Below are 21824 nucleotides of genomic sequence, written 5' to 3'. Positions count from 1 at the left end.
GCCGACGCACGGCAGCGCGTGGACAACGCCTCACGGCAGCAGCGACTTCACATCGATCGGCTCGGCCTCGTTCTGCGCCTGCCCCTTGTCCTTGCCCGCGATAGATAGCCCGGCGACACGGTAGAAGTTGGTGTTGTGATCCTTGCCCGACCCGTCGATCAGCAGATCCTGCTTCTCGTAGACCAGCTCCTGACGTCTGAACTCGCTCATCTCGAAGTCCGGCGTCAGCTGGATCGCCGAGGTCGGACACGCCTCCTCGCACATGCCGCAGAAGATGCAGCGCGAGAAGTTGATGCGAAAGAACTCCGGGTACCAGCGGCCGTCGTCGCGTTCGCCCTTCTGCAGCGAAATGCACGCCACCGGGCAGGCCACCGCACACAGGTTGCAGGCAACACAGCGCTCCTCACCGTCGGGGTCGCGGGTGAGCACGATACGCCCGCGGTAGCGCGGCGGCAGATAGACCTGCTCCTCGGGATACGAGAGCGTCTCGCGCTTGCGCCAGGCGTGGCTGAACACCATCCACAGGGTGCGCAGCTGCGTCCCGGTACCGGTGACGATCTTCTTGATCTGACTCAGCATGAGCTCCCTCCCTTATGTGCTCGGGTCGATGAGCAGAATCATCGCCCCGGTAACCAGCAGATTGATCAGCGTCAGCGGCAGGCAGACCTTCCAGCCGAAGCTCATCACCTTGTCGTAGCGTGGCCGCGGCAGCGCCGCGCGCAGCAGCACGAACAGCACGACGAAGAACACCGTCTTGAGCAGGAACCAGACGATCGGCGGCAGCAGCGGCCCGTGCCAGCCGCCGAAGAACAGCGTCACCAGCAGCGCCGAGATCAGCACGATGCCGATGTACTCGCCGACGAAGAACATGCCCCACTTCATCCCCGAATACTCGATGTGGTAGCCGTCGGCCAGCTCCTGCTCCGCCTCCGGCTGATCGAACGGATGGCGGTGGGTGACCGCGATGCCGGCGATGACGAAGGTACAGAACCCGAAGAACTGCGGCACGATGAACCACAGGTTCTCCTGGGCGTTGACGATGTCGCGCATGTTGAACGAGCCGGTCATGGCGACGATGCCCATCAGCGCCAGGCCCATGAAGACCTCGTAGGAGAGCGTCTGCGCCGAAGCACGCAGCGCCCCCAGCAGGGCGTACTTGTTGCCGCTGGCCCAACCGGCGAAGAGCACCGCATAGACGTTGATGCCGGCCATGGCGAAGAAGAACAGGATACCGATGTTGAGATCCGCCACGCCCCAGCTCGGGGTGATCGGGATCACCATGAACGACAGCAGCAGCGACGCCATGGCGATGGCCGGCGCCAGCACGAAGAAAGTGCGATCGGCGAACGGCGGGATCCAATCCTCCTTGAAGAAGATCTTGAGCATGTCGGCGGCGATCTGCAGAAGCCCGAAGGGGCCGACCCGGTTGGGACCGTAGCGATCCTGCCACAGCGCCAGCAGACGCCGCTCGATCATGCTCAGCAGCGCCCCGGAGATCACCACCGCGAGCAGGATCACCACCGCCTGGATGACCGCGATCAGGCTCGCCTCGACCTGAGGTGTCCACCAGCTCATGCGCGCGCCTCCCCATCAGCGGCCGAGGTGTCGAGGGCGATACGCCCCCAGCCAAGCGCGGCGGGCAACGCCCCCACCAGCGGCTCGAGCGTGCCCTGGGGCAGTGCCACCAGACCCCGTGGCAGGTCACGTCCGAGCTGTGCCGGCAGCGTGACCCGGGTATCGTCGAGGCTCACCGCCACCGGGTCGCCGGCGGCAATGCCCAGCGCCGCGGCGTCGTCGTCGTTCAGCGTCACCGCCGGCGGCGCCATGCGTGCCTGGATCGGCTCGGCGCGGCGCGAGGTCTCGTCGCCGCCGAACAGCTGCGGCAGTGCGATCATCTGCCACTCGCCGTCGCGCGGGGCGAAGGCCGCGGGGATCCGGTCACAGTAGCTCGCCTCATCGCGGGTCGCAGCCGCATCCCGGAACAGTCGCACGCCCGGGTCGCCTGCGCGCAGGTGGCCACCGACCTCGTCCTGGAACTTGTTCCACGCCTGCGGCGAGTTCCAGCCCGGGGCCCAGGCGAAAGGCACCTCGCGGCGCGGCTCGCGGTAGCCGGCGTAGCCCTCCATCGAGAACGCGAAGGGGGTATCCAGATCCACCGGCGCCCGCGGCTCGTTGACATCCAGGTTGGCGCGCATGGAGGTGCGCCCGCTGTAGCGGTGCGGTTCCCGCGCCAGCTTGAGACCGTGGATACGGAACTGGGCCTCGGGCATGGCGTGGTGCAGCGGAGCGAAGGCGGCCATGTCGCCGGCAACCGCCTCGGTCAGATCGTCGAGCAGTATCGTGGTCACCGGCTGGCGCTCGAGGGTCGCCTGCAGCGCGTGCAGCCAGCGCCAGCTCTCGCGGATGCGCGTATCGGGACGCAAATAGCTCGGGTCGAAGACCTGGTAGAAGCGCTGGGCGCGGCCTTCCAGGCTGACCAGGGTGCCATCGCTCTCGGCAAAGGTACCCGCCGGCAGGCCGATGTCGGCCTGCTCCCAGGTCGGGGTGCGCTGGTGGTCGATCACCACCACCGCGCTGGCCCGATCCAGTGCGGCGTCGATCTTCGCCGCCGGCAGCCGCGCATAGAGATCGTTCTCCAGAATCACCACGCCGTCGGCATCGCCCTGCTCGAGCTGGGCCAGGGCCCAATCCAGGGACTCGCCGCCGAGCATGCCGAGGCCGACACTGTTGGCCTCGCGGCGCACCAGGGTGAGCCCGGCGCCGGCTTTCTGCCGCCGCGCCAGGGCCCGGGCCACGTTGCCCGCGGCCTCGATCACCGCCAGCGAGGCGAGCGCCTCACCGGCGATCACCAGCGGCCGCTCGGCGGCCAGCAGCGCATCGGCGATCTCACCGACCAGGGCCTGGGTGTCGTCATCGAGGCCCCCCACCGCCGGTGCGGTGGGGTCGAGGGCGTGGGCCACGGCGAAGCCCAGTCGCGCGATGTCGTCGGGTGCCGCACGCCGGGTGCGGGTGGCGATGGCATCGAGCTTGGTCGCTTCCGGGGTGGCCAGGAACAGCGGATGGGCCGCGTCCTGGGCAATGGTCTTGACCGCCTCGGCGTTCCACTCGGGGATGCCGCGCTCGGCGCCCAGCTCGACGCCCTTGCCGCGCACCGCCTGGCGCACCGACAGCGCGAGTCGCGCGGCGCTCTGCAGCAGGTCCTCGCCCAGCACCAGCACCGCATCGCACGCTTCGATCTCGCGCAGGCTCGGCGTGGCCACGCCGCTGTCGCGGTTGAGCGCTTCCATGCGCCGCAGCCGCTCGAGCTCACCGGCCTCGATACCGGTGGAGAAGCGATCCGCACCGACCAGCTCGCGCAGGCGGTGGTTGCTCTCGAGACTGGCCCGGGGCGAGCCGATACCGATCAGACGGGTGGCGCCGCGCAGCGCGTCGGCGGCACGGTCGAGCGCTTCGTCGACCTCCATCAGGGTCACGCCCTGGGCGGCAACGCCGCGCTGGCTGCGCTGGAACAGCTCGGGCCGGGTCGGACGATCCTTGCGGTTGACGTAGCCGTAACCGAAGCGACCACGGTCGCACAGGAAGTAGCGGTTGACGTCACCGTTGTAGCGATTCTCGATGCGCCGGATATCACCGTAGCGCTCGCCGGGGCTGATGTTGCAGCCGCTGGCGCACTGATGACAGATGCTGGGGGCGAACTGCAGATCCCACTTGCGGGTGTAGTGATCGGAGTGGGTCTGGTCGGTGAACACCCCGGTCGGACACACCTCGGTGAGGTTGCCGGAGAACTCGCTCTCCAGGGTGCCCTCTTCATAGCGCCCGAAATAGACGTTGTCGTGGGCACCGAAGGCGCCGAGATCCTCGCCGCCGGCGTAGTCCTTGTAGAAGCGCACGCAGCGGTAGCAGGTGATGCAGCGGTTCATCTCGTGGGCGACGAAGGGCCCCAGGTACTGGTTACGGTGGGTGCGCTTGCGAAAGCGGTAGCGGCGCCGGTCGTGGCCGGTCATCACCGTCATGTCCTGCAGGTGGCAGTGGCCTCCCTCCTCGCACACCGGGCAGTCGTGCGGGTGGTTGACCATCAGCCACTCGATCACCGTCTCGCGGAAGGCCTTGGCCTCCTCGTCGTCGATCGAGATATAGGCGTCATCCTTCACCGGCGCCATGCACGACATCACCAGCATGCCGCGGGTGTCGTCGGCGTCCTTGTACTGTTTCACCGCACACTGGCGGCAGGCCCCCACGCTGCCCATCGCCGGATGCCAGCAGAAATAGGGGATGTCCAGGCCCAGCGAGAGACAGGCGTGGAGCAGGTTGTCGCTGTCTTCGACCTCGTAGTCGTTGCCGTCGACATGAATGGTGGCCATAGCGTCACGCGCCTCCTAGATGCTGCCGACCGGAATCGGGTCCGCGTGCGCTTCGCCCCGGGGCCGGGTGATGCCGCGCTCGAACTCGTCACGGAAATAGTGGATCGCCGAGGAAAGCGGCATCGCCGCGCCTGGCGCATGAGCGCAGAAGGTCTTGCCGGGGCCCAGGTCCCGCGCCATCTGCTCGAGCAGCTCGATATCGCCGGGCTCGCCCGCACCCGCCTCCAGCGCGCGCAGCAGCTTGACGCTCCACGGCAGGCCGTCGCGGCACGGGGTGCACCAGCCGCAGGACTCGCGGGCGAAGAACTCCTCCAGGTTGCGGGTCAACGAGACCATGCTCTGGTCGTCGGCAACCACGGTGATCAACCCGGTGCCGAGGCGGCTGCCGGTCTTGCCGATGGTGTCGAAGTCGAGCGCCAGATCGAGGTGCTCCGGCAGCAGAAAGCCGGTACTGCCACCACCGGGGAGCCAGCTCTTGAGCGTGAGTCCATCGCGCATGCCACCGGCGAGCTCGAACAGCTCACGCCCGGTGGTACCCATCGGCAGCTCCCACAGCCCCGGGTGCTGGACCTTGCCCGAAGCGCCGTAGAGCTTGGTACCGCCGTCACTGCTGCGCTCGCCGGAGAGCGCCTGGAACCAGTCGGCGCCGTGGTTGACGATGCCCGGCACGTTGCACAGGGTCTCGACGTTGTTGACCACGGTGGGCAGCCCCCAGGCGCCGGACTGCCCCGGGAAGGGCGGCTTGGCCCGCGGGTTGGCGCGCTTGCCCTCCAGCGAGTTGATCAGCGCGGTCTCTTCGCCGCAGATATAGCGCCCGGCACCGGTGTGCAGGGCGATATCGAAGTCCCAACCGCTGCCGCGAACGTCTGCGCCCAGCCAGCCATCGGCCCGCGCGTCGTCGAGCGCGCGCAGGATCGAGGCGGCAGCGCGGTGATACTCGCCGCGCAGGAAGATATAGCCCTGCTTCGAGCGGTTGGCGTAGCCGGCCAGGATCATGCCTTCGATCAGCAGGTGCGGCTGCTGCTCCATCAGCAGGCGATCCTTGAAGGTACCCGGCTCCATTTCGTCGGCGTTGCAGACGATATAGCCGCGCGGCACGTCGTCGCCCTTGGCGGTCAGACTCCACTTCATGCCGGCGGAGAAGCCGGCGCCGCCGCGCCCTCGCAGGTTGGCACTCTTCACCTCGGCAGTGAGGCTCTCGTAGGTGTGCTGTTCCAGCGCCTTGGCCACCGCGGCGTAGCCGCCGGTATCGCGATACTCGGCCAACAGCACTGGGCTGGCGTCGTCGTGCAGACGCCAGGTCAGCGGATGGGTCTCGGCACGGCGTTCGCTGGCCGGCTGCAGAATGCGGCTCATCTCGGATTCTCCCGCGTCTTGGGCATCGGGCTCATGCGTAGGCCTCCAGCAGGGCCGGCAGCGCCTCGGGGGTGACCGGGCCGTGCAGGTCCTCGCCGATCAGCAGCGTCGGCCCGCGGTCGCAGGCCCCCAGGCAGCACACCGGCAGCAGGGTGAAACGCCCGTCCGCCGTGGTCTGGCCCATCTGGATGCCAAGGTGGTCGATCAGCGCATCGCGCAGCTGCTCGTAGTCGGTGAGAAAGCACGAGCTGCTGTCACAGATCAGAATCACGTGGCGCCCCACCGGCTGACGGAAGATCAGGCTGTAGAAGGTGGCCACGCCCTCGACGTCGGCGACCCCGATGCCCAGGGTCTCGGCGATTGCCGGGATCGCGCCGTCGGGCACGTAGCCGTGGCGCTGCTGGACGATCTTGAGCGCCCCGATGCTGGCCGCCTGCGGATAGGGGTAGTGCGCCCGCTCCTCGAGGATCGCCGCACGGTCGGCGGGGTCGAGGGCGAAGGCGTCGCTGGCGATGGTGGCTGTATGTTGCGTCATAACGGTCTCTCCAGCGGCCTCACCGATCCACGTCGGCCATGACGAAGTCGATACTGCCCAGATGCGCGATCAGGTCCGGCACGAAACCGCCGCGCATCACCGCCGGAATCTGCTGCAGATGGGGGAAGCTCGGCGTGCGAATCCGGGTGCGGTAGCTCATGGTGCTGCCGTCGCTGGTCAGGTAGTAGCTGTTGATGCCCTTGGTCGCCTCGATCATCTGGAAGGATTCGTTGGCCGGCAGCACCGGACCCCACGAGACCTGCAGAAAGTGGGTGATCAGGGTCTCGATGTGCTGCAGCATCTTTTCCCGCGGCGGCGGCGTGGTCAGCGGATGGTCCGCCTTGTAGTCGCCGGCGGGCATGTGATCGATGCACTGCTTGAGGATGCGCACGCTCTGGCGCATCTCCTCGATCCGCATCATGCCACGGTCGAAGGCATCGCCATTGGCCGCCGTGGGCACCTCGAAGTCGAAGTTCTCGTAGCCGGAGTAGGGACGCTTCTTGCGCAGGTCGAAGTCGAGACCGGTGGCCCGCAGATTGGGGCCGGTAACGCCCCAGTCGAGCGCCTCGCGGGTATTGAAGGCAGCGACGAAGCGGGTGCGGTCGCGCACGATGGCGTTGTCCATCATCGCCTTCTCGTACTCGGCCAGACGCTTGGGCATCCAGTCGACGAAGCCCTGCACCAGTTTGTCCCAGCCCTGGGGCAGGTCGTGGGCGGTACCGCCGATGCGATACCACGCCGGGTGCATGCGGAACCCGGTGATCGCCTCGATCACCTCGTAGGCCTTCTGGCGGTCGGTGAAGGTGAAGAAGACCGGGGTCATCGCCCCCAGATCCTGCAGATAGGTCCCCAGGAACAGCAGGTGGCTGTTGATGCGGAACATCTCCGCCATCATCACGCGGATGGTCTTGGCGCGATCGGTGACGGTGATGCCGGCCAGCTTCTCCACCGCCAGCACGTAGGGCAGGTTGTTCATCACCCCGCCGGTGTAGTCGATACGGTCGGTATAGGGGATGAAGCTGTGCCACGACTGGCGCTCGGCCATCTTCTCGGCACCGCGGTGGTGATAGCCGATGTCCGGCACGCAGTCGACCACCTCCTCGCCGTCGAGCTGCAGCACGATGCGGAAGGCACCGTGGGCCGAGGGGTGGTTGGGCCCGAGGTTCAGGAACATGAACTCGGTCTCTTCGCCCTGGCGCCGCATGCCCCACGCCTCGGGGTCGAAGCGCAGCGCCTCCTGCTCCACCTCCTGGCCCTTGACGGTCAGGGTATAGGGGTCGAACTCGGTGGCGCGGGCAGAGTAGTCCTTGCGCAGCGGATGGCCGCTCCAGGTCGGCGGCATCATGATCCGGGTCAGATGCGGGTGGCCGCTGAAGTGGATGCCGAAAAGGTCGAAGACCTCGCGCTCGTACCAGTTGGCGTTGAGGAAGATATCGCTGATCGAGGGCAGCGTCAGATCGCGCTCGGAGAGCGCCACCTTGAGCATGATGTCGGCGTTACGCTCCACCGAGAGCAGCTGGTAGAAGACGGTGAAGTCCGCCGGCGGCAGGCCGCGGCGGTGAGTGCGCAGACGCTCGTCGACCGCGCTCAGGTCGAAGAGCATCGAGAACGGGCCCTCGAGCCGGCGCAGGCGCTCGAGCACCTCGCGCAGGCGCTCGCGGGCGACCCAGACCACCGGCATGCCGGTGAGCGTCTCCTGCGGCGTGAACACGGCGTCGCCGAAGTGCCGGCAAAGCTCCGCCACCACGTCGGCGGCGGGCGCGGTGGCACGGGAATTCATGGTGTCATCGGCTGCGGTCATGGCAGGCGGTCCCGGTAGATAGATCAACCAACGGTCATCTCAGCGATGGCCACGAAAATCAGCGTCAGTGATGCACGCCAGGCGTCGCCTAGATGCCGTCCGGGGTCCGCAGCTCCTTGACCGCAATCCGCCGGTCGCGATGCTTCTCGCGCTGGGAGGGCATCTCCGCGCGGTAGACGCCCTGGTCGCCAACCACCCAGGAGAGCGGGCGCCGCTCTTCCTGGATCGAGTCCTGGAGCAGCTGCAGCCCTTGCAGGAAGGCCTCCGGGCGGGGCGGGCAGCCGGGCACATAGACATCGATGGGCAGGAACTTGTCCACACCCTGAACCACCGAATAGATGTCGTACATGCCGCCGGAGTTGGCGCAGGAGCCCATCGAGATGACCCACTTGGGCTCGAGCATCTGGTCGTAGAGCTGCTGGATGACGGGCGCCATCTTGATGAAGCAGGTACCAGCGATGACCATGAAGTCGGCCTGGCGCGGGGAGGCACGAATGACCTCGGCGCCGAAGCGGGCGACGTCGTGGGGCGCGGTGAACGCCGTGGTCATCTCCACGTAGCAGCAGGAGAGGCCGAAGTTGTAGGGCCACAGCGAGTTCTTGCGGCCCCAGTTCACCGCCGAGTTGAGGACGTCTTCGAGCTTGCCCATGAACACGTTGCGATGAACCTGTTCACGCATGGGGTCGTCGACGCGTTGGCGTTGATCGAGAGGATAGCGATCAGACGCGGTGTCGCCTCCCTCCGCTCGGGTCAGGGTGTATTGCATGGTCAGCCTCGACAAGCCAGATAAAGTAGCGGTCATGGGCATGTCGGCCGGTCAGGACGCCGGCATGCCGAATAATCGTTGATCGACGACCGTTCACGCGGTCGTTCTCGCCCGGTTCAGCGCGCATGGCGCTCGGCACCGGGCACGGCAGACAGCTCGCGGGCACGCGGCGCGTCTTCGCGCCCACGCTTGCGCGGCGCCCAGTCGAGGGCGCCGACGCGGGCGTCGTAGACCAGGCCTGCCAGTAGAATGAGGATGAATACCGCCGCCGCGGCGAATCCCGTCCAGCCCACCTCACGCACGGAGACGGCCCAGCCGAACAGGTAGACGGCCTCGATATCGAAAATCACGAAGAGCATGGCGACGAGGTAGAACTTGACCGAGAAGCGCTGGCGCGCGCTGCCGGTACCGACGATGCCGGATTCGAACGGGAGGGATTTGCTGCGTCCGTGACTCTTGCCACCGAGCAGGCTGGCGGCACCGATCATGAAGCCACACAGTGCGATGACCGCGACCACGAAAAGCCCCGTGGCCCAATATTCAGCGATCCAGGCGGTGACTTGGTCGGACATGTGCTCCCTCACACGAAGGCCATGCGGCACACGCCGGCAATGGCGGGGTGATATGACTGACCGAACGGCGCGCGGGCAAGCACGTGCGTGTTCGTAATTTTACTACTTTACGCCCATTCCACGGTGGCGTCAGCTTGCTAATTCGTCCAATTGCAAAACTGTCAAAAGACCTCGCAAACGACTCGAGCACGCCTCGACGGCGGCCATCACGGTACGGCTGGTGACGCTGGTGGGCACGCTCTTGCGTCGGCGCATGCTCTGGACGACAGACTCCGGGAACAAGCGATCTATCGGCCATGCCGCGATTTGCTTTACCTTAGGCTAGACCTTTTAGCCACTGTTGCAACGACCCGACATGCTTTTTTCCCGCCCTCCCAATGTCCTCACCATCGCCGGCTCCGACCCCTCCGGCGGTGCCGGTCTGCAGGCTGACATCAAGACCTTTTCCGCCCTCGGTGCCTACGCCACCAGCGTGATCACTGCGGTCATCGCCCAGAACACCTGTGGCGTCGCGCGGGTGGAGCCGGTCTCCGCGACGATGATCCGCACCCAGCTCGACAACCTGCTCGACGACGTCGCCATCGACGCGGTCAAGATCGGCATGGTCACCAGCCGCGAGGTGGCCGAAACCCTGGCCGCCGGGCTCGCCGCACGACGCCCGCGCTGGATCGTGCTCGATCCGGTGATGGTGGCCAAGAGCGGCGACCGCCTGGTCGACGACGCCGGGCTGGCCGCGGTACGCGACATCCTGGTACCGCTGGCCGACGTGATCACCCCCAACCTACCGGAAGCCGCCGCCCTGCTCGGCCGCGACACACCACGCTCGGCCGCGGACATGGAGGCGCTGCTCGATGAGCTGGCCGCGCTCGGCGCCCCCTATGGTCTGCTCAAGGGTGGCCACCTGGCCCAGGCGCGCTGCCCCGACCTGCTATGGACACCCCACGGCAGCCGCTGGCTCGACGCGCCGCGGCTGGAGACGCGCAACCTACATGGCGCGGGCTGCGCCCTCTCCTCGGCGATCGCCGCCGAGCTGGCCCGGGCGAGCACGACAGGCGAGCTCGCGACGGCCTGCCCGGAGCCCCGGGTGGAGAGCGCCATCGAGGCCGCAAAGCAGTGGCTGCACGCGGCCCTGGCGGCGGGCGAGCGTCTCGACGTGGGTCAAGGCAAGGGGCCGCCGCACCATTTCCACGCCTGGTGGTAACGTCTTTTCACGCCTGGTGGTAACGCCGGATTCGGGCGCCGTGGCACGCCCCGAGGGGGTCACCGGGCACGACCGGCAGATAACGGCTAACGTGATACAGTGAAACGGCGCGATCACGGGAAGCCACCTTGGCGTCACGCAATTTGACACTCCGGGCTTCCTGTTATCTTCTGAAATGGGATTGAAAGAACGATTAAATACAACGACCTACTTGAGGTATCCGTATGCAAACGCGACAGATCGCCACCGGTATTCTTGCCCTGAGCATGATGGGCAGCGCTTCGGTAGCCCTCGCCGACACCTGGCGGTTCGGCCTCGAAGAGACGGAAGGCAGCGTGCAGTACGAATACGCGCAGGCTTTCAAGCAGCTCATCGAAAAGAAGAGCGACGGTGATATCACCGTACAGATCCTGCCCTACGGCGTCTGGGGGTCGAGCTACTCGACGCTCTACGATGCCATCCAGAACGGCTCCATCCCGCTCTCCTTCGGCTCGGGCTTCCTCGGCGGCACGGTGCCCGAGAGCCAGTTGATGAGCCTCAACTACGTCATGCCCAACGACCAGTTGGAGACGGCCGAGATCCTCAACTCCGACGCCTTCATGAAGAGCGATGCCTGGCAGCAGTCCTTCCGCACACGTGGGCTGGTACCGTTGGCGGCACTGCCCGAGGGCTATCAGGTGTGGACCGCCAACAAGGCCATCCACACCCCGGCGGACATGAAGGGGCTGCAGATCCGAGTGATGGACAACAGCCTGCTGCGCGCGACCTATCAGGCCTACGGTGCCTCGCCCATCACCATCGCCTACGGCGAGCTCTACAGCGCCCTGCAGCAGGGTCAGGCCGAGGGCAACATCCAGCCGGTCTGGGCCCACGAGAACATGGGCTTCTACGAAGTTCAGGATTACATGATCTTCGCCGAGCAGTCGCAGTTCATCGCCAACCTGATCGCCAACGAAGATTGGTACGACGGCCTCTCCGACGATCAGCGCAAGCTGCTCGACACCACCATCCACGAGATGGTCAAGAAAGGTGACGAGATCCAGAAGCAGCTCAACCAGGATCGTCTGAAGACCATCGAAGACAAGAGTGACATCAAGATCATTCGTCTCGATCAGGCGCAGCGCGACGAGTTCCGCAAGCTCGCCAAGCCGATCCGCGACGACTTCGTCAATCTGGTCGGCGAGCGTGGTGGCAAGGCGCTGGACATTCTGCTCGAGCAGGAAAAAGCGCGCGGCGACAAGTCGGACGGCGACAGCCAGAGCAGCTGATCGACCCGTCGCCGGGCGCTCGCCTGAGCGCCCGGCCCTCGCTACTCTGCAAGCCGAAACCGAAAGCGCCCCGCCAGCATCATGCTGGCGGGGCGCTTTTCCTGCGGCCTCAACTTACCATCTCATCCTGCTGACTCCCCCTGTATCTCCCGGTCTCTCCGCAGCCCCCGCCGCCGGCCTCAGGCTCGCCCTGTCTCCCCGCCCGGGCGCCCTTGCTGCCGGGTCGGGCCGCCTGGGGCCAGTCGATCGAGAGCGCCCCTCAGGGGTGCGCCGTGCCCGGCACCTGCCGGACACGGCGACTTCCCCCTGACCCCTTAGTCACCGCCAAGCGACGGCAGCAGCAGCGAAATCTCGGGGAAGGCGATCAGGATCAGCGTCGCCAGCAGCAGAATGACGATGAACGGCGGCGTGCCGCGGATCACATCGATGTAGGGACGCCGGAACACCGCGATGGCGGTGAAGATATCGCAGCCGAAGGGCGGCGTCGCCGAGCCGATCGCCGCCTGCAGGGTGACGATCACGCCGACATGAATCGGATCGAGCCCGGCGGACTGCACCAGCGGCTTGAAGATCGGCACCAGGATCAGGATCACCACGATCGGGTCGACGAACATGCAACCGACGAAGAACGCCGCGGCGATCAACAGCAGCGCCAGGAACTGGTTGTCGCCGATCGAGGCGATCAGCGGCCCGAGAATCTGGTTCGGCACCCCGGCGGTCGCCAGCGCCTGGGAGAAGGCGGCACCGATCGCCACCAGGATGAACACCACCGCGGTGATCAGGCCGGTGGAGAGCGCAATGCTGCCGAGATCGCGAATCGACACCTGACGATAGATCACCACCTCCAGCAGCAGCGCATAGGCCACCGCCACCGCCGACGCTTCTACCGCACTGAAGAAGCCGCCGTAGATGCCGCCCACCACCAGCAGCGGGAAGCCCATGGGCAGGATCACCCGCTTCAGCGCCTGGGCGCGTTCGCCCCAGCTCGCCTTGGGCTCGGGCTCGATCCCCTTGATCCGCGAGTCGATCCAGCAGTAGAGCGCGAACAGGGCCAGGATCAGCAGCCCCGGCAGGATACCGGCGAGGAACAGATCGCCGATCGAGGTCTGCATCGCCACGCCATAGATGATGAAGCCGATACTCGGTGGGATCAGCAGCGCGATGTCGCTGGCATTGATGATCAGGGCCAGGGTGAAGTCGTCCGAGTAGCCCTTCTTCAACAGCCGCGGACGCATCGGCCCACCCATCGCCACCACCGTCGCCTGGGTCGAGCCGGAGACTGCGCCGAACAGGGCGCAGGAGGCCGCAGTGGTGATCGGCAGGCCGCCGCGCAGATGCCGGGTGAAGGCATCGACCACGTCGAGCAGACGATTGGCGGTGTGCCCCTTGGTCAGGATATCCGCGGCAAAGATGAACATCGGCACCGCCGCCAGCACCCAGCTGCCGACGCCGCTGATCATCCAGCTGACCGCCTGGTCGGGGCCGAAGAACGTCATGCCGGTGAACATCATGTAGAGCGTGCCGGCTGCCAGCGGCACCATCATGGGGAAGCCCAGCAGTAGCAGCACCAGCATGATCAAGCCTAATCCCATCAGCATGAGAGGCATCCTTCTTCGATTGTCATTATTGGCGTGGTCGTCATTGGCATCGTCATCGTCGCGGCCGGCGCGGGGGCGGCCTGATGCCTCGCGGCATGCCCGTTCCCGTGCCCTGCGCTGCCCGTCTCACGGCTGGGTGTCGGCGGTACGCTCGGCGGCCGCGTCTTCCAATACGCTGTCATCGTAGCCCTCGCGCTCGGTCAGCGAGCGCCACACGCCGGGGCTGATCATGTTGCGCACCGCGGTGAGTACATACTGAATACCCGCCAGCACGAAGCCGATCGGCAGTGCGGTATAGATCATCCAGAAGGGAATGTGCAGCGCCGCGCTGGTGCGACCACGCTCTTGCAGCGCCACCACGTACTCGAGGGACTTGAAGCAGAAATAGAACATCAACAGCGCCGTGCCCAGCGAGATCACGATCAGCAGCACCTTGCGCGCGCGACCGCCGAGCTGGTCGTAGATCGCGGACATGCTGATGTGGCGGGCGTGGCGGGCGGCGTAGCTCACCCCGACGAAGGTGATCACCACGATCAGCATCTCGGTGATCTCGTAGGTGCCGGCGATACCCTGGCTGAACAGAAGATTGCCGACCACGTGGGCGCTCATCAGCAGTGCCATGGCCAGAATGCAGCCACCGATCACCACGCGCTCGAGCAGACCCAACAGCCGATCGAACGCCAGCAGAGCCCCGATAAACCCGCCTCGAGAACGCTGCTCGTCGCGCTTGGCAGAAGTCGAGTTCATGACGTTGTCCTTGTTGTGGAGGGAAGTCATTGCCCGCGCCGCCGCACCTCGGAGCCCACCACCTGCGCCCCCTGCGAATACGTCACCGGAGAACGAGGCGCGACACCAGGGCTGCGGGGGCGCGTATCCAAGGTTAACGCGTAAACCCGGGTGTCTGCCACGCAACTCCTTGCCGAGCCGCGTTTCTACCAATTCGAGACTGAGGTACACGCGCTGCCGTCGATGCCAAGCGGTGCTAAGCTTCGATATCGTTCAGTGTCCCCTGATGGAGCCCCCGCCATACCATGCGAGCCCTGATTCAACGCGTCACCCACGCCAGCGTGGAGGTCGACGGCGAGCGCGTCGGCGCGATCGACCACGGGCTGCTGGCGCTGGTCGGCGTCGCCGCCGATGACGACCGCGCCCGCGCCGATCGCCTGCTGCACAAGCTGCTCCACTATCGCGTCTTCAGCGACGCCGAGGGGCGCATGAACCGTAACCTGCAGCAGGCCGAGGGTGGGCTCTTGCTGGTGTCGCAGTTCACCCTGGTGGCGGCCACCGACAAGGGGCTGCGGCCGAGCTTCTCCAGCGCCGCGCCGCCGGCGCTGGGGCGCGAGCTGTTCGACTACCTGCTGGATCAGGCACGTGCCGCCTGGCCGCAGGTCGCCAGCGGCGAGTTCGGCGCCGACATGCAGGTCTCGCTGCTCAACGATGGGCCGGTCACCTTTCTGCTGGAGACCTGAGCACTGTCGTGGCCCCACTCATACCGGGCCATCCCTGGCCCGGCACAGCCGCGAAGACAACGACGGCACTTCGACGGTGCCACACCGCACAATAGCAACATATAGCAACAGGGAACGCGGCCACGGCCGCCACGCAGAGGAAGCCAACACATGACCACACCGCTCGCCATTATCACCGGCGGCGCCCAGGGCATCGGCCGCGCCACGGTCGAGCTGCTGCTGACGGAGGGCTGGCGCGTCGCCGCCCTGGATCGCGACCCCGAGGCGGTCGCCGAACTCGACGAAGCGCACGCCAGCGCACCGCTGCTGGCGATGGCGGTCGATGTCAGCGACGAGCTGCAGGTGCAGGAGGCGTTCACCCATATCAACGGCTGGCAACAGGAGCACGGCAAGGCCGACGGCTTCGACCTGCTGGTCAACAATGCCGGTCTCGCCGATCCCGAGTGCGGACCGCTGGAGACGCTGGCGCTGGCCGACTGGCGCCGCTGGCAGGAGAGTCACCTGACCGGCGCCTTCCTGTGTACCCGCGCCGCCATCCCCGGGCTGCGTCAGCGTCACGGTGCGATCGTCAACATCGCCTCGACCCGCGCGTTGCAGTCAGAGCCCCACTGCGAGTCCTATGCCGCGGCCAAGGGCGGGCTGCTGGCAATGACCCACGCGCTGGCGGTCAGCCTGGGGCCGGAGATTCGGGTCAATGCGATCTGCCCCGGCTGGATCGAGACCGGCCCGTGGCAGAAGGCGGCCAAGCGCACTCACCCCGAGCACCGCGACATCGACCGCGCGCAGCATCCGGTGGGGCGTGTGGGCGAGCCGCAGGACGTCGCGGCCACCGTGGCCTTTCTGGCCAGCGACAAGGCAGGGTTCATCACCGGGCAGCACATCAGTGTCGATGGGGGGATGACCAGGAAGATGATCTACGCCGAGTAAGAGGGTGTTCACAAAATGCCTGCACTCGACGATACGGCGTTGACATCGACCTCACTGAACGAAGTTCAGAACGTCCGAAGGACGGCCCGAAGGGCGAGCGGAGCGAGTAAAGTACTCATTTAAACCACGTAAACTGGAACGCCAGCCCGGTCCTCTTTTCGGCCGATTTCGCCTTGTCTCGTCTTCGCTCGTCGAATTTGTAAACACCCTCTAAGCCGGACGGCAATCCATTGCACTCGGCGGGGCAGCGTCACTCCTTAGGATGCCACTTGCCGTCGTCGCCCTTGGCGTACTTGGCTTCGACGGCCTTCCACGCCACGGCATGGGCGACCTCCTCGCGGGAGCTGTCGCCGCGGCGATCCTCGGGGTCCTTGTACTGCGCCCAGGCGCTGTTGAACGCCTCCTTGTAGATGGTGCGAGCATGGGGCGGCAGTACCTTGCGCGCGCTCTCCGGAATGTCGTCACGGCTGTCGTAGGGCATGGGTCTTCACCTGGCTGTCGAGTGCGACTTCCAGTGTAGCCCCGCCTCAGCGGTGTCAACGCCAGCCCACGACAGGCCCACCTGCGGGCCGCCTCAGGAGGCCGTCTGCAGCTCGGCCTCGAGCGTCTCCAGCGCCTCCTCCGCCGCCAGCCACTCGGCTTCGAGCGCCTCGACCCGCCCCTGCAATTCACCCTGCTCGCGCACCAGTCGGGTCAGCTCCTCCTTGCGCGCGGCGTCGTAGAGCGTGGGATCGGCGAGCTGCGTCTCCAGGGCGGAGAGTTCGCCCTGGGCGCGCTCGAGCGCTTTTTCCGCGGCGTCCCGGCGCTTGCGCAGCGGCTTGGTCTGCTCGCGCAGTTCGGCGGCGGCACGCCGCGCCGCCTTGCGGTCGCCGCTGTCGCTGGGGCGACGCTCGTCGCGGGCGGCCTGGCGCTGCTCGCTCTCGCGCACCTTGAGCCACTGGTGGTAGTCATCGAGATCGCCATCGAACGGGGTCACCCGACCGTCGACCACGCGCCAGAACAGATCGACGCTGGCACGCAGCAGATGGCGGTCGTGGGAGACGATCACCACCGCGCCCTCGTAGGCCGCCAGGGCCTCGGCCAGCGCCTCGCGCATATCCAGATCAAGGTGGTTGGTGGGCTCATCGAGCAGCAGCAGGTTGGGTTTCTCCCATGCCACCAGCGACAGCGCCAGCCGCGCCTTCTCGCCCCCGGAGAAGCGCGACACATCACCGAAGACGTCATCGCCACGGAAGCCGAAGCCGCCCAGGAAGTCACGGATCGACTGGTCACTGGCGGTGGGCGAGAGACGCTGCACATGGGTGAAGGGCGTGGCGCCGAGGTCGAGATGCTCCAGCTGGTGCTGGGCGAAATAGCCCACCACCAGGTTCTCCCCCGGCACCCGCGCACCCGCCTGGGGCGAAAGCTCGCCGATCAGGGTCTTGATCAGGGTCGACTTGCCGGCGCCGTTGGGGCCGAGCAGCCCGATCCGCTCCCCGGGCAGAATCGAGACATTGACCCCCTCGAGAATGCGTGACTCCGGATAGCCGAGATCGGCGCGATCCAGTGACAGCAGCGGGCTGGAGATCTTGTCGGCGCAGGGCAACTCGAAACGGAACGGCGAGTCGGCACGCGCCGCGGCGATGGTCTCCATGCGCTCGAGCATCTTGAGCCGGCTCTGGGCCTGACGCGCCTTGGTCGCCTTGGCCCGGAAGCGCTCGACGAAGCGCTCGATCTCGGCACGCCGCGCCTGCTGCTTCTCGAACTCGGCCTGCTGCTGGGCCTGGCGTTCGGCGCGGGCGCGCTCGAAGGCGCTGTAGTTGCCGCGGTAGAGAGTCAACCGCGCCTGGTCGATATGCAGGATGTGGTCGCACACCGCATTCAGGAAGTCGCGATCGTGGGAGATCAGCATCAGGGTGCCGGGGTAGCGGGTGAGCCACTGCTCCAGCCACAGCAGCGCATCGAGATCGAGGTGGTTGGTGGGCTCGTCGAGCAGCAGGATCTCCGACGGCGTGAACAGGGTCCGGGCCAGCCCCACGCGCATGCGCCAGCCGCCGGAGAAGTCTGCCAGCGGACGGTAGAGGTCGCTCTGGGCGAAGCCCAGCCCGGCCAGCAGCTGCTCTGCCCGGGCCCGCGCGGTATAGCCGTCGAGCGCCTCGATCTGGCCGTGCAGCGCCGCCTCGCGATCATGCTCGCCCGCGGCCTGGGCCGCTGCCAGCGCCTGCTCCGCCTGGCGCAGGGCGACGTCGCCGTCGAGCACGAACTCGACCAGGGCGCGCTCGATCGCCGACACCTCCTGCGCCATGTGCGCAATGCGCTTGCCGCCGGCAATCTCGACGCTGCCGGCGTCGGCGCCGAGCTCACCGCGGATCAGCGCGAACAGGCTCGACTTGCCGGCCCCGTTGGCGCCGACGATGCCCACCTTGTGGCCCTCGTGCAGCATCAGGTCGGCACCCTCGATCAGCCGGCGCGTGCCGCGTTGCAGGGCGAGTTGGCGGAATGCAATCATGCCGGGCTCCAGAGCGCATCGAATGGGCGCTCATTCTATCAGCCAACGCCGCCGACACGGAGTGCCGATGACCACCGCCGACGCCGCGGACGCCCTGTGGGATTTCGCCCTGGCACGCTATGCCCGCCCCGGCGCCCAGGCACGCTGCCTGAGCCTGCAGGACGACCACGGCTACGACGTGTGCGAGCTGCTGTGGCTCGCCTGGCTCGCCGAGCAGCGCCGCGAGCCCGCGCCCGAGGCGGCCCCGGGGCTGGCCGGGGTACGCCACTGGCAAGAGACGATGACCCGGCCGCTGCGCCAGCGTCGGCGTGAACTCAAGCCGACGCTGGAGACCCGCCCACGTCTGAGCGAGCTGCGCCAGCGCCTGCAGCAGGCGGAGCTGCTGGCAGAGCGCGAAACCCTGGCCCGTCTGGCCGAACTGCCGAGCCGCCGGAGCAGCGCCGCAAGCGAGCTGACGGCGCCGCACGACCGGGTGGCCGCGGCGCTGGCGCTATGCGCCACCTGGGCCACGCCGACGCGGGCACAGGCGCCGATGGCAGACGCTGACACGGCACCACCGGCTTACGCGACGTTACAGCCACTGCTGACGCTGTGGCTGGCTGCGACGCCGGATGCGGAACCAAACCCCAGCTGTTAGAGTCCCAACAGCAGCGCTATACCGATGCCTGAGGCGTTTTCACTCTGAGCCAGCATCGGCTTCAACCCCGACTCCCCAAGGAGACTGCATGAAACGTTTGGTAACCGCCGTCGCGATCGGCAGCATGATGACTCTACCGCTGGCGGCTTTCGCCCAGGACAAGGTCGACCTCGATAGCGACCAGGCCAAGCTGAGCTACAGCATCGGCGCCACCCTGGGCCAGGGTCTGTCGCAGGACGTCAAGAATCTGGATGTCGACGCCTTCGCGGCAGCGATTCGTGACGTCTACGGCGATCAAAAGCTGCAGATGAGTGACGATGAGATCAGCAAAGCGCTGACCCAGTACCAGCAGCAGAAGATCGCCGAGCAGAAGGCCGAGCAGAAGAAGGTCGCCGACGCCAACCGTAAGAAGAGCGAAGCCTTCCTCGCCGAGAACGCCAAGAAGAAGGGCGTGAAGACCACCGATTCGGGCCTGCAGTACCAGGTGCTGAAGTCCGGTGACGGCGCCTCGCCCAGCGACGACGACACGGTCAAGGTCAACTACGAAGGCAAGCTCCCCGACGGCACCGTGTTCGACAGCTCCTACAAGCGCGGCGAGCCGATCTCGTTCAAGGTCGGCCAGGTCATCCCGGGCTGGCAGGAAGCGCTCAAGATGATGCACGTCGGCGACACCTGGCTGATCACCGTGCCCTCCGACCTGGCCTACGGCGCGGCCGGCACCGGTGGCCCGATCGGTCCCAACCAGGCGCTGCAGTTCAAGGTCGAGCTGCTCGGCATCAACCCGGACGAGGGTGACGCCAAGGGCGACAAGGCGGCCAAGGGCAGCGATGCCAAGGCGAGCAGCGACAGCCAGTAAGCCGCTCTCTCAATCCCGCCCTGCCTCTTCGGACGCCGGCCCTCAGGCCGGCGTCTGGAAAAGTCGACGAGCGAAGTCCAGGCAAGACAAAAATCGGCGAAAGAACGGACCGGGCTGGCGTTCCAGTTTACGCAGTGTAAATGAGCATCTGGAGCCGATTTTTAACGCTGGATAGGCAAGCGCAGTACTTTTCAGACATGGTCTAGGCCGGCGTCTGTGTCCACAAGCAGTCCTTCTCATCGGCGCTGCGCGTGGCCTCGCGCCGCGACAGCGCATCGGCCAGCCCGGCGCTGTCGAAGTCGAACCAACTGCCCTTGAGGCCATGGTCGCTGACCACCACCACCTGGGCGCGCCATGCCTCCACGTAGGCGCTGCACAACCCCAGATCGCCGAAGCCGACGAAACGCTCGCCCTTACCCGGCAGTCGCGTCAGAGTGAAGCGCTGGGAGCGGATGTTCATGTGGCGTCCAATGAACTCCACGTAGACCTGCTTCGCCGCCAGCCCGTAGACATCGACCTCGAAGCGCAGACCGTCGTGCCCGGACGCCTCGCGCAGCGAATAGCTCAATCCGGAGTCGAGCCCCAGCCCGGCCTGGCAACCGCCGTCGAGCAGCACGCAACCGTGCTCTGGCGGGTACCAGGTGACCTCGCTATCGGACTCGCGCAGATAGTAGTCGAGCAGATACCACAGGGCGACGACGATGGTCGCCAGGGTGACACCGATCAGCAGCGTGAGCATGCGTGGCCGCGCAGTGTCTTCGTCATAAACAGCCATGGACGTGACGGGGCTCCCGGCAAAAAGAGGGGATCGCTATCATAGCTGTTCGAGGCAGCGTGACGACAACCACACTCAGGACGCTAGATGAGCGATATCGCAGGGGCACTCGGCCCGCTTTTCCTTCTGATTCTACTCGGTGCGGGCCTGGGTTGGGCACGTTTTCCCGGCGGCAATTTCTGGCCCCAGCTGGAACGCCTGATCTATTACCTGCTGTTCCCCGCCATGCTGGTGGCGACGCTAGCCGATGCCGATGTCGCCCAGGTGCCGGTACTGCGCCTGGCGGTGGCACTGCTCGGCGGGATGCTGGCGCTGGCGCTGCTGGTGTGGCTGTCGCGCCGGCACCTGGCGCTGGAGGCCGCCGCCTTCACCTCCACCTTCCAGGGCGTGGTGCGCTTCAACACCTATGTCGGGGTGGCCGGGGCTGCAGCCCTGCACGGCAGCGCCGGCACCACCGTGGCCGCAGTCGCAGTGGCACTGATGGTGCCTACCGCCAATCTGCTCTGCGTGCTGGCGTTCATCGCCAGCGGCACCCTCGGTCGCGCCAGCCTGGGCCGCAGCGCCCTGGCACTGGCACGCAATCCGCTGATCCTCGCCTGCCTGCTGGGGGTCGCGCTCAATCTCAGCGGCCTCGGCCTGCCCGGCTGGAGCGCGGCCGCCGTGGAACTGCTCGGACGCGCCGCGCTGCCGCTGGGGCTGGTCGCCGTGGGCGTGGCGCTGCGCCCGCAGGCGCTGTGGCGCGGCGGGCGAGCGTTCTGGACCTCGAGTGCGCTAAAGCTGATCCTCACGCCGCTGGTAGTGGCTGCACTGGCCGCGCTGGCGGGTCTCTCCGGCATCGAGCGCGACGTGGTGCTGCTGTTCGCCGCCCTGCCGACGGCAACATCCGCCTATATCCTGGCGCGCCAACTGGGCGGCGACGCCGAACTGATGGCGGCGACGATCACCGGTCAGACGCTGCTGGCGATGCTCTCGCTGCCGCTGCTGCTGCCACTGCTCGGGGTCGGCTGAGCACCCAAATAAAAAAGATTCTCGTTTCGCTTGCAATCACAAATGAGAATAATTACCTTTGAGTTGTGGCGTCGCCAAACGCCACTGACCAACGTCAGGAATGTCAGGTTCCTGCCATGGTTATCTCCTCATCAAGCTAGTCACGGTCCTTAGTGCCGCCCTGCCCAGGGCGGCCTTTTTTATGGCCGTCATCCCTGGCGCCCACC

20 protein-coding genes are annotated in these 21824 nt (G+C 66.6%); 7 read left to right on the top strand and 13 right to left on the bottom strand.

The window, feature by feature from the left end; translation table 11 throughout:
* Positions 1-30: 30 nt before the first annotated feature.
* The 8 genes from nuoI to DOM66_RS09005 all read right to left on the bottom strand — a co-directional run bounded on the left by nuoI (position 31) and on the right by DOM66_RS09005 (position 9391).
* A complete protein-coding gene (gene nuoI / locus DOM66_RS09040) occupies positions 31-579 on the bottom strand; it encodes an NADH-quinone oxidoreductase subunit NuoI (protein ID WP_110689923.1) in 549 nt (182 codons plus the stop codon).
* Between the two features lie 12 nt (positions 580-591).
* Positions 592-1575 (bottom strand): NADH-quinone oxidoreductase subunit NuoH, encoded by a 984-nt coding sequence (nuoH, locus tag DOM66_RS09035; protein ID WP_110689922.1) that lies wholly within the window; start codon positions 1573-1575, stop codon positions 592-594.
* Positions 1572-4361 carry an NADH-quinone oxidoreductase subunit NuoG gene (gene nuoG, locus DOM66_RS09030; RefSeq protein WP_110689921.1) on the bottom strand — a complete coding sequence of 930 codons (2790 nt, stop codon included), beginning with the start codon at positions 4359-4361 and terminating at the stop codon, positions 1572-1574. Before nuoG ends, nuoH begins: the two co-directional genes overlap by 4 nt.
* A gap of 15 nt (positions 4362-4376) precedes the next feature.
* Positions 4377-5717, bottom strand: a complete 1341-nt coding sequence (gene nuoF, locus DOM66_RS09025) for an NADH-quinone oxidoreductase subunit NuoF (protein WP_110674084.1) — start codon at positions 5715-5717, stop codon at positions 4377-4379.
* 31 nt (positions 5718-5748) lie between these two features.
* Complete coding sequence (nuoE, locus tag DOM66_RS09020) at positions 5749-6252, bottom strand: NADH-quinone oxidoreductase subunit NuoE (RefSeq protein ID WP_110689920.1); 504 nt, start codon at positions 6250-6252, stop codon at positions 5749-5751.
* A 19-nt stretch (positions 6253-6271) separates the two neighbouring features.
* On the bottom strand, positions 6272-8053 hold the full coding sequence (nuoC, locus tag DOM66_RS09015; RefSeq protein WP_110674082.1) for an NADH-quinone oxidoreductase subunit C/D: 1782 nt from the start codon (positions 8051-8053) through the stop codon (positions 6272-6274).
* A gap of 88 nt (positions 8054-8141) precedes the next feature.
* Positions 8142-8819 carry a NuoB/complex I 20 kDa subunit family protein gene (locus DOM66_RS09010; protein WP_035476123.1) on the bottom strand — a complete coding sequence of 226 codons (678 nt, stop codon included), beginning with the start codon at positions 8817-8819 and terminating at the stop codon, positions 8142-8144.
* 116 nt (positions 8820-8935) lie between these two features.
* On the bottom strand, positions 8936-9391 hold the full coding sequence (locus DOM66_RS09005; protein WP_110674081.1) for an NADH-quinone oxidoreductase subunit A: 456 nt from the start codon (positions 9389-9391) through the stop codon (positions 8936-8938).
* A gap of 355 nt (positions 9392-9746) precedes the next feature.
* Between DOM66_RS09005 and thiD the strand changes: the two genes are divergently transcribed.
* Together thiD and dctP are read left to right on the top strand one after the other, a co-directional pair.
* On the top strand, positions 9747-10592 hold the full coding sequence (thiD, locus tag DOM66_RS09000; protein ID WP_110689919.1) for a bifunctional hydroxymethylpyrimidine kinase/phosphomethylpyrimidine kinase: 846 nt from the start codon (positions 9747-9749) through the stop codon (positions 10590-10592).
* A gap of 224 nt (positions 10593-10816) precedes the next feature.
* Positions 10817-11860, top strand: a complete 1044-nt coding sequence (gene dctP, locus DOM66_RS08995; protein ID WP_110689918.1) for a TRAP transporter substrate-binding protein DctP — start codon at positions 10817-10819, stop codon at positions 11858-11860.
* A gap of 314 nt (positions 11861-12174) precedes the next feature.
* Here the strand turns inward: dctP and DOM66_RS08990 are convergent, their stop codons facing one another.
* A complete protein-coding gene (locus DOM66_RS08990) occupies positions 12175-13458 on the bottom strand; it encodes a TRAP transporter large permease (protein WP_110674078.1) in 1284 nt (427 codons plus the stop codon).
* Between the two features lie 126 nt (positions 13459-13584).
* On the bottom strand, positions 13585-14205 hold the full coding sequence (locus DOM66_RS08985; protein ID WP_110674077.1) for a TRAP transporter small permease: 621 nt from the start codon (positions 14203-14205) through the stop codon (positions 13585-13587).
* A gap of 284 nt (positions 14206-14489) precedes the next feature.
* On the opposite strand from DOM66_RS08985, the gene dtd reads away from it, so the two are divergent.
* Together dtd and DOM66_RS08975 are read left to right on the top strand one after the other, a co-directional pair.
* A complete protein-coding gene (dtd, locus tag DOM66_RS08980; RefSeq protein WP_110689917.1) occupies positions 14490-14927 on the top strand; it encodes a D-aminoacyl-tRNA deacylase in 438 nt (145 codons plus the stop codon).
* Positions 14928-15077: 150 nt separating this feature from the next.
* Positions 15078-15854: an SDR family NAD(P)-dependent oxidoreductase gene (locus DOM66_RS08975; RefSeq protein ID WP_110689916.1), complete on the top strand. Its 777-nt coding sequence runs from the start codon at positions 15078-15080 to the stop codon at positions 15852-15854.
* A gap of 250 nt (positions 15855-16104) precedes the next feature.
* Here the strand turns inward: DOM66_RS08975 and chaB are convergent, their stop codons facing one another.
* Entirely contained in the window at positions 16105-16335 is a 231-nt protein-coding gene (gene chaB / locus DOM66_RS08970; RefSeq protein ID WP_110689915.1) for a putative cation transport regulator ChaB, read from the bottom strand.
* Positions 16336-16428: 93 nt separating this feature from the next.
* Complete coding sequence (locus tag DOM66_RS08965) at positions 16429-18342, bottom strand: ABC-F family ATP-binding cassette domain-containing protein (protein WP_110689914.1); 1914 nt, start codon at positions 18340-18342, stop codon at positions 16429-16431.
* A 67-nt stretch (positions 18343-18409) separates the two neighbouring features.
* On the opposite strand from DOM66_RS08965, the gene DOM66_RS08960 reads away from it, so the two are divergent.
* Together DOM66_RS08960 and DOM66_RS08955 are read left to right on the top strand one after the other, a co-directional pair.
* Positions 18410-18979 carry a TIGR02444 family protein gene (locus DOM66_RS08960; protein WP_157959025.1) on the top strand — a complete coding sequence of 190 codons (570 nt, stop codon included), beginning with the start codon at positions 18410-18412 and terminating at the stop codon, positions 18977-18979.
* 88 nt (positions 18980-19067) lie between these two features.
* A complete protein-coding gene (locus DOM66_RS08955; RefSeq protein WP_110674072.1) occupies positions 19068-19835 on the top strand; it encodes an FKBP-type peptidyl-prolyl cis-trans isomerase in 768 nt (255 codons plus the stop codon).
* Positions 19836-20037: 202 nt separating this feature from the next.
* Here DOM66_RS08955 and DOM66_RS08950 read toward each other — a convergent pair whose 3' ends face one another.
* On the bottom strand, positions 20038-20610 hold the full coding sequence (locus tag DOM66_RS08950) for a hypothetical protein (RefSeq protein ID WP_157959024.1): 573 nt from the start codon (positions 20608-20610) through the stop codon (positions 20038-20040).
* Positions 20611-20697: 87 nt separating this feature from the next.
* Here DOM66_RS08950 and DOM66_RS08945 point away from each other — a divergent pair, with 87 nt between their 5' ends.
* Positions 20698-21618 carry an AEC family transporter gene (locus tag DOM66_RS08945; protein ID WP_110689912.1) on the top strand — a complete coding sequence of 307 codons (921 nt, stop codon included), beginning with the start codon at positions 20698-20700 and terminating at the stop codon, positions 21616-21618.
* Positions 21619-21824: the final 206 nt, after the last annotated feature.

Source organism: Salinicola endophyticus (assembly GCF_003206575.1).
GTDB lineage: Bacteria > Pseudomonadota > Gammaproteobacteria > Pseudomonadales > Halomonadaceae > Salinicola > Salinicola endophyticus.
This window is presented reverse-complemented; position numbering and strand designations above follow the sequence as displayed.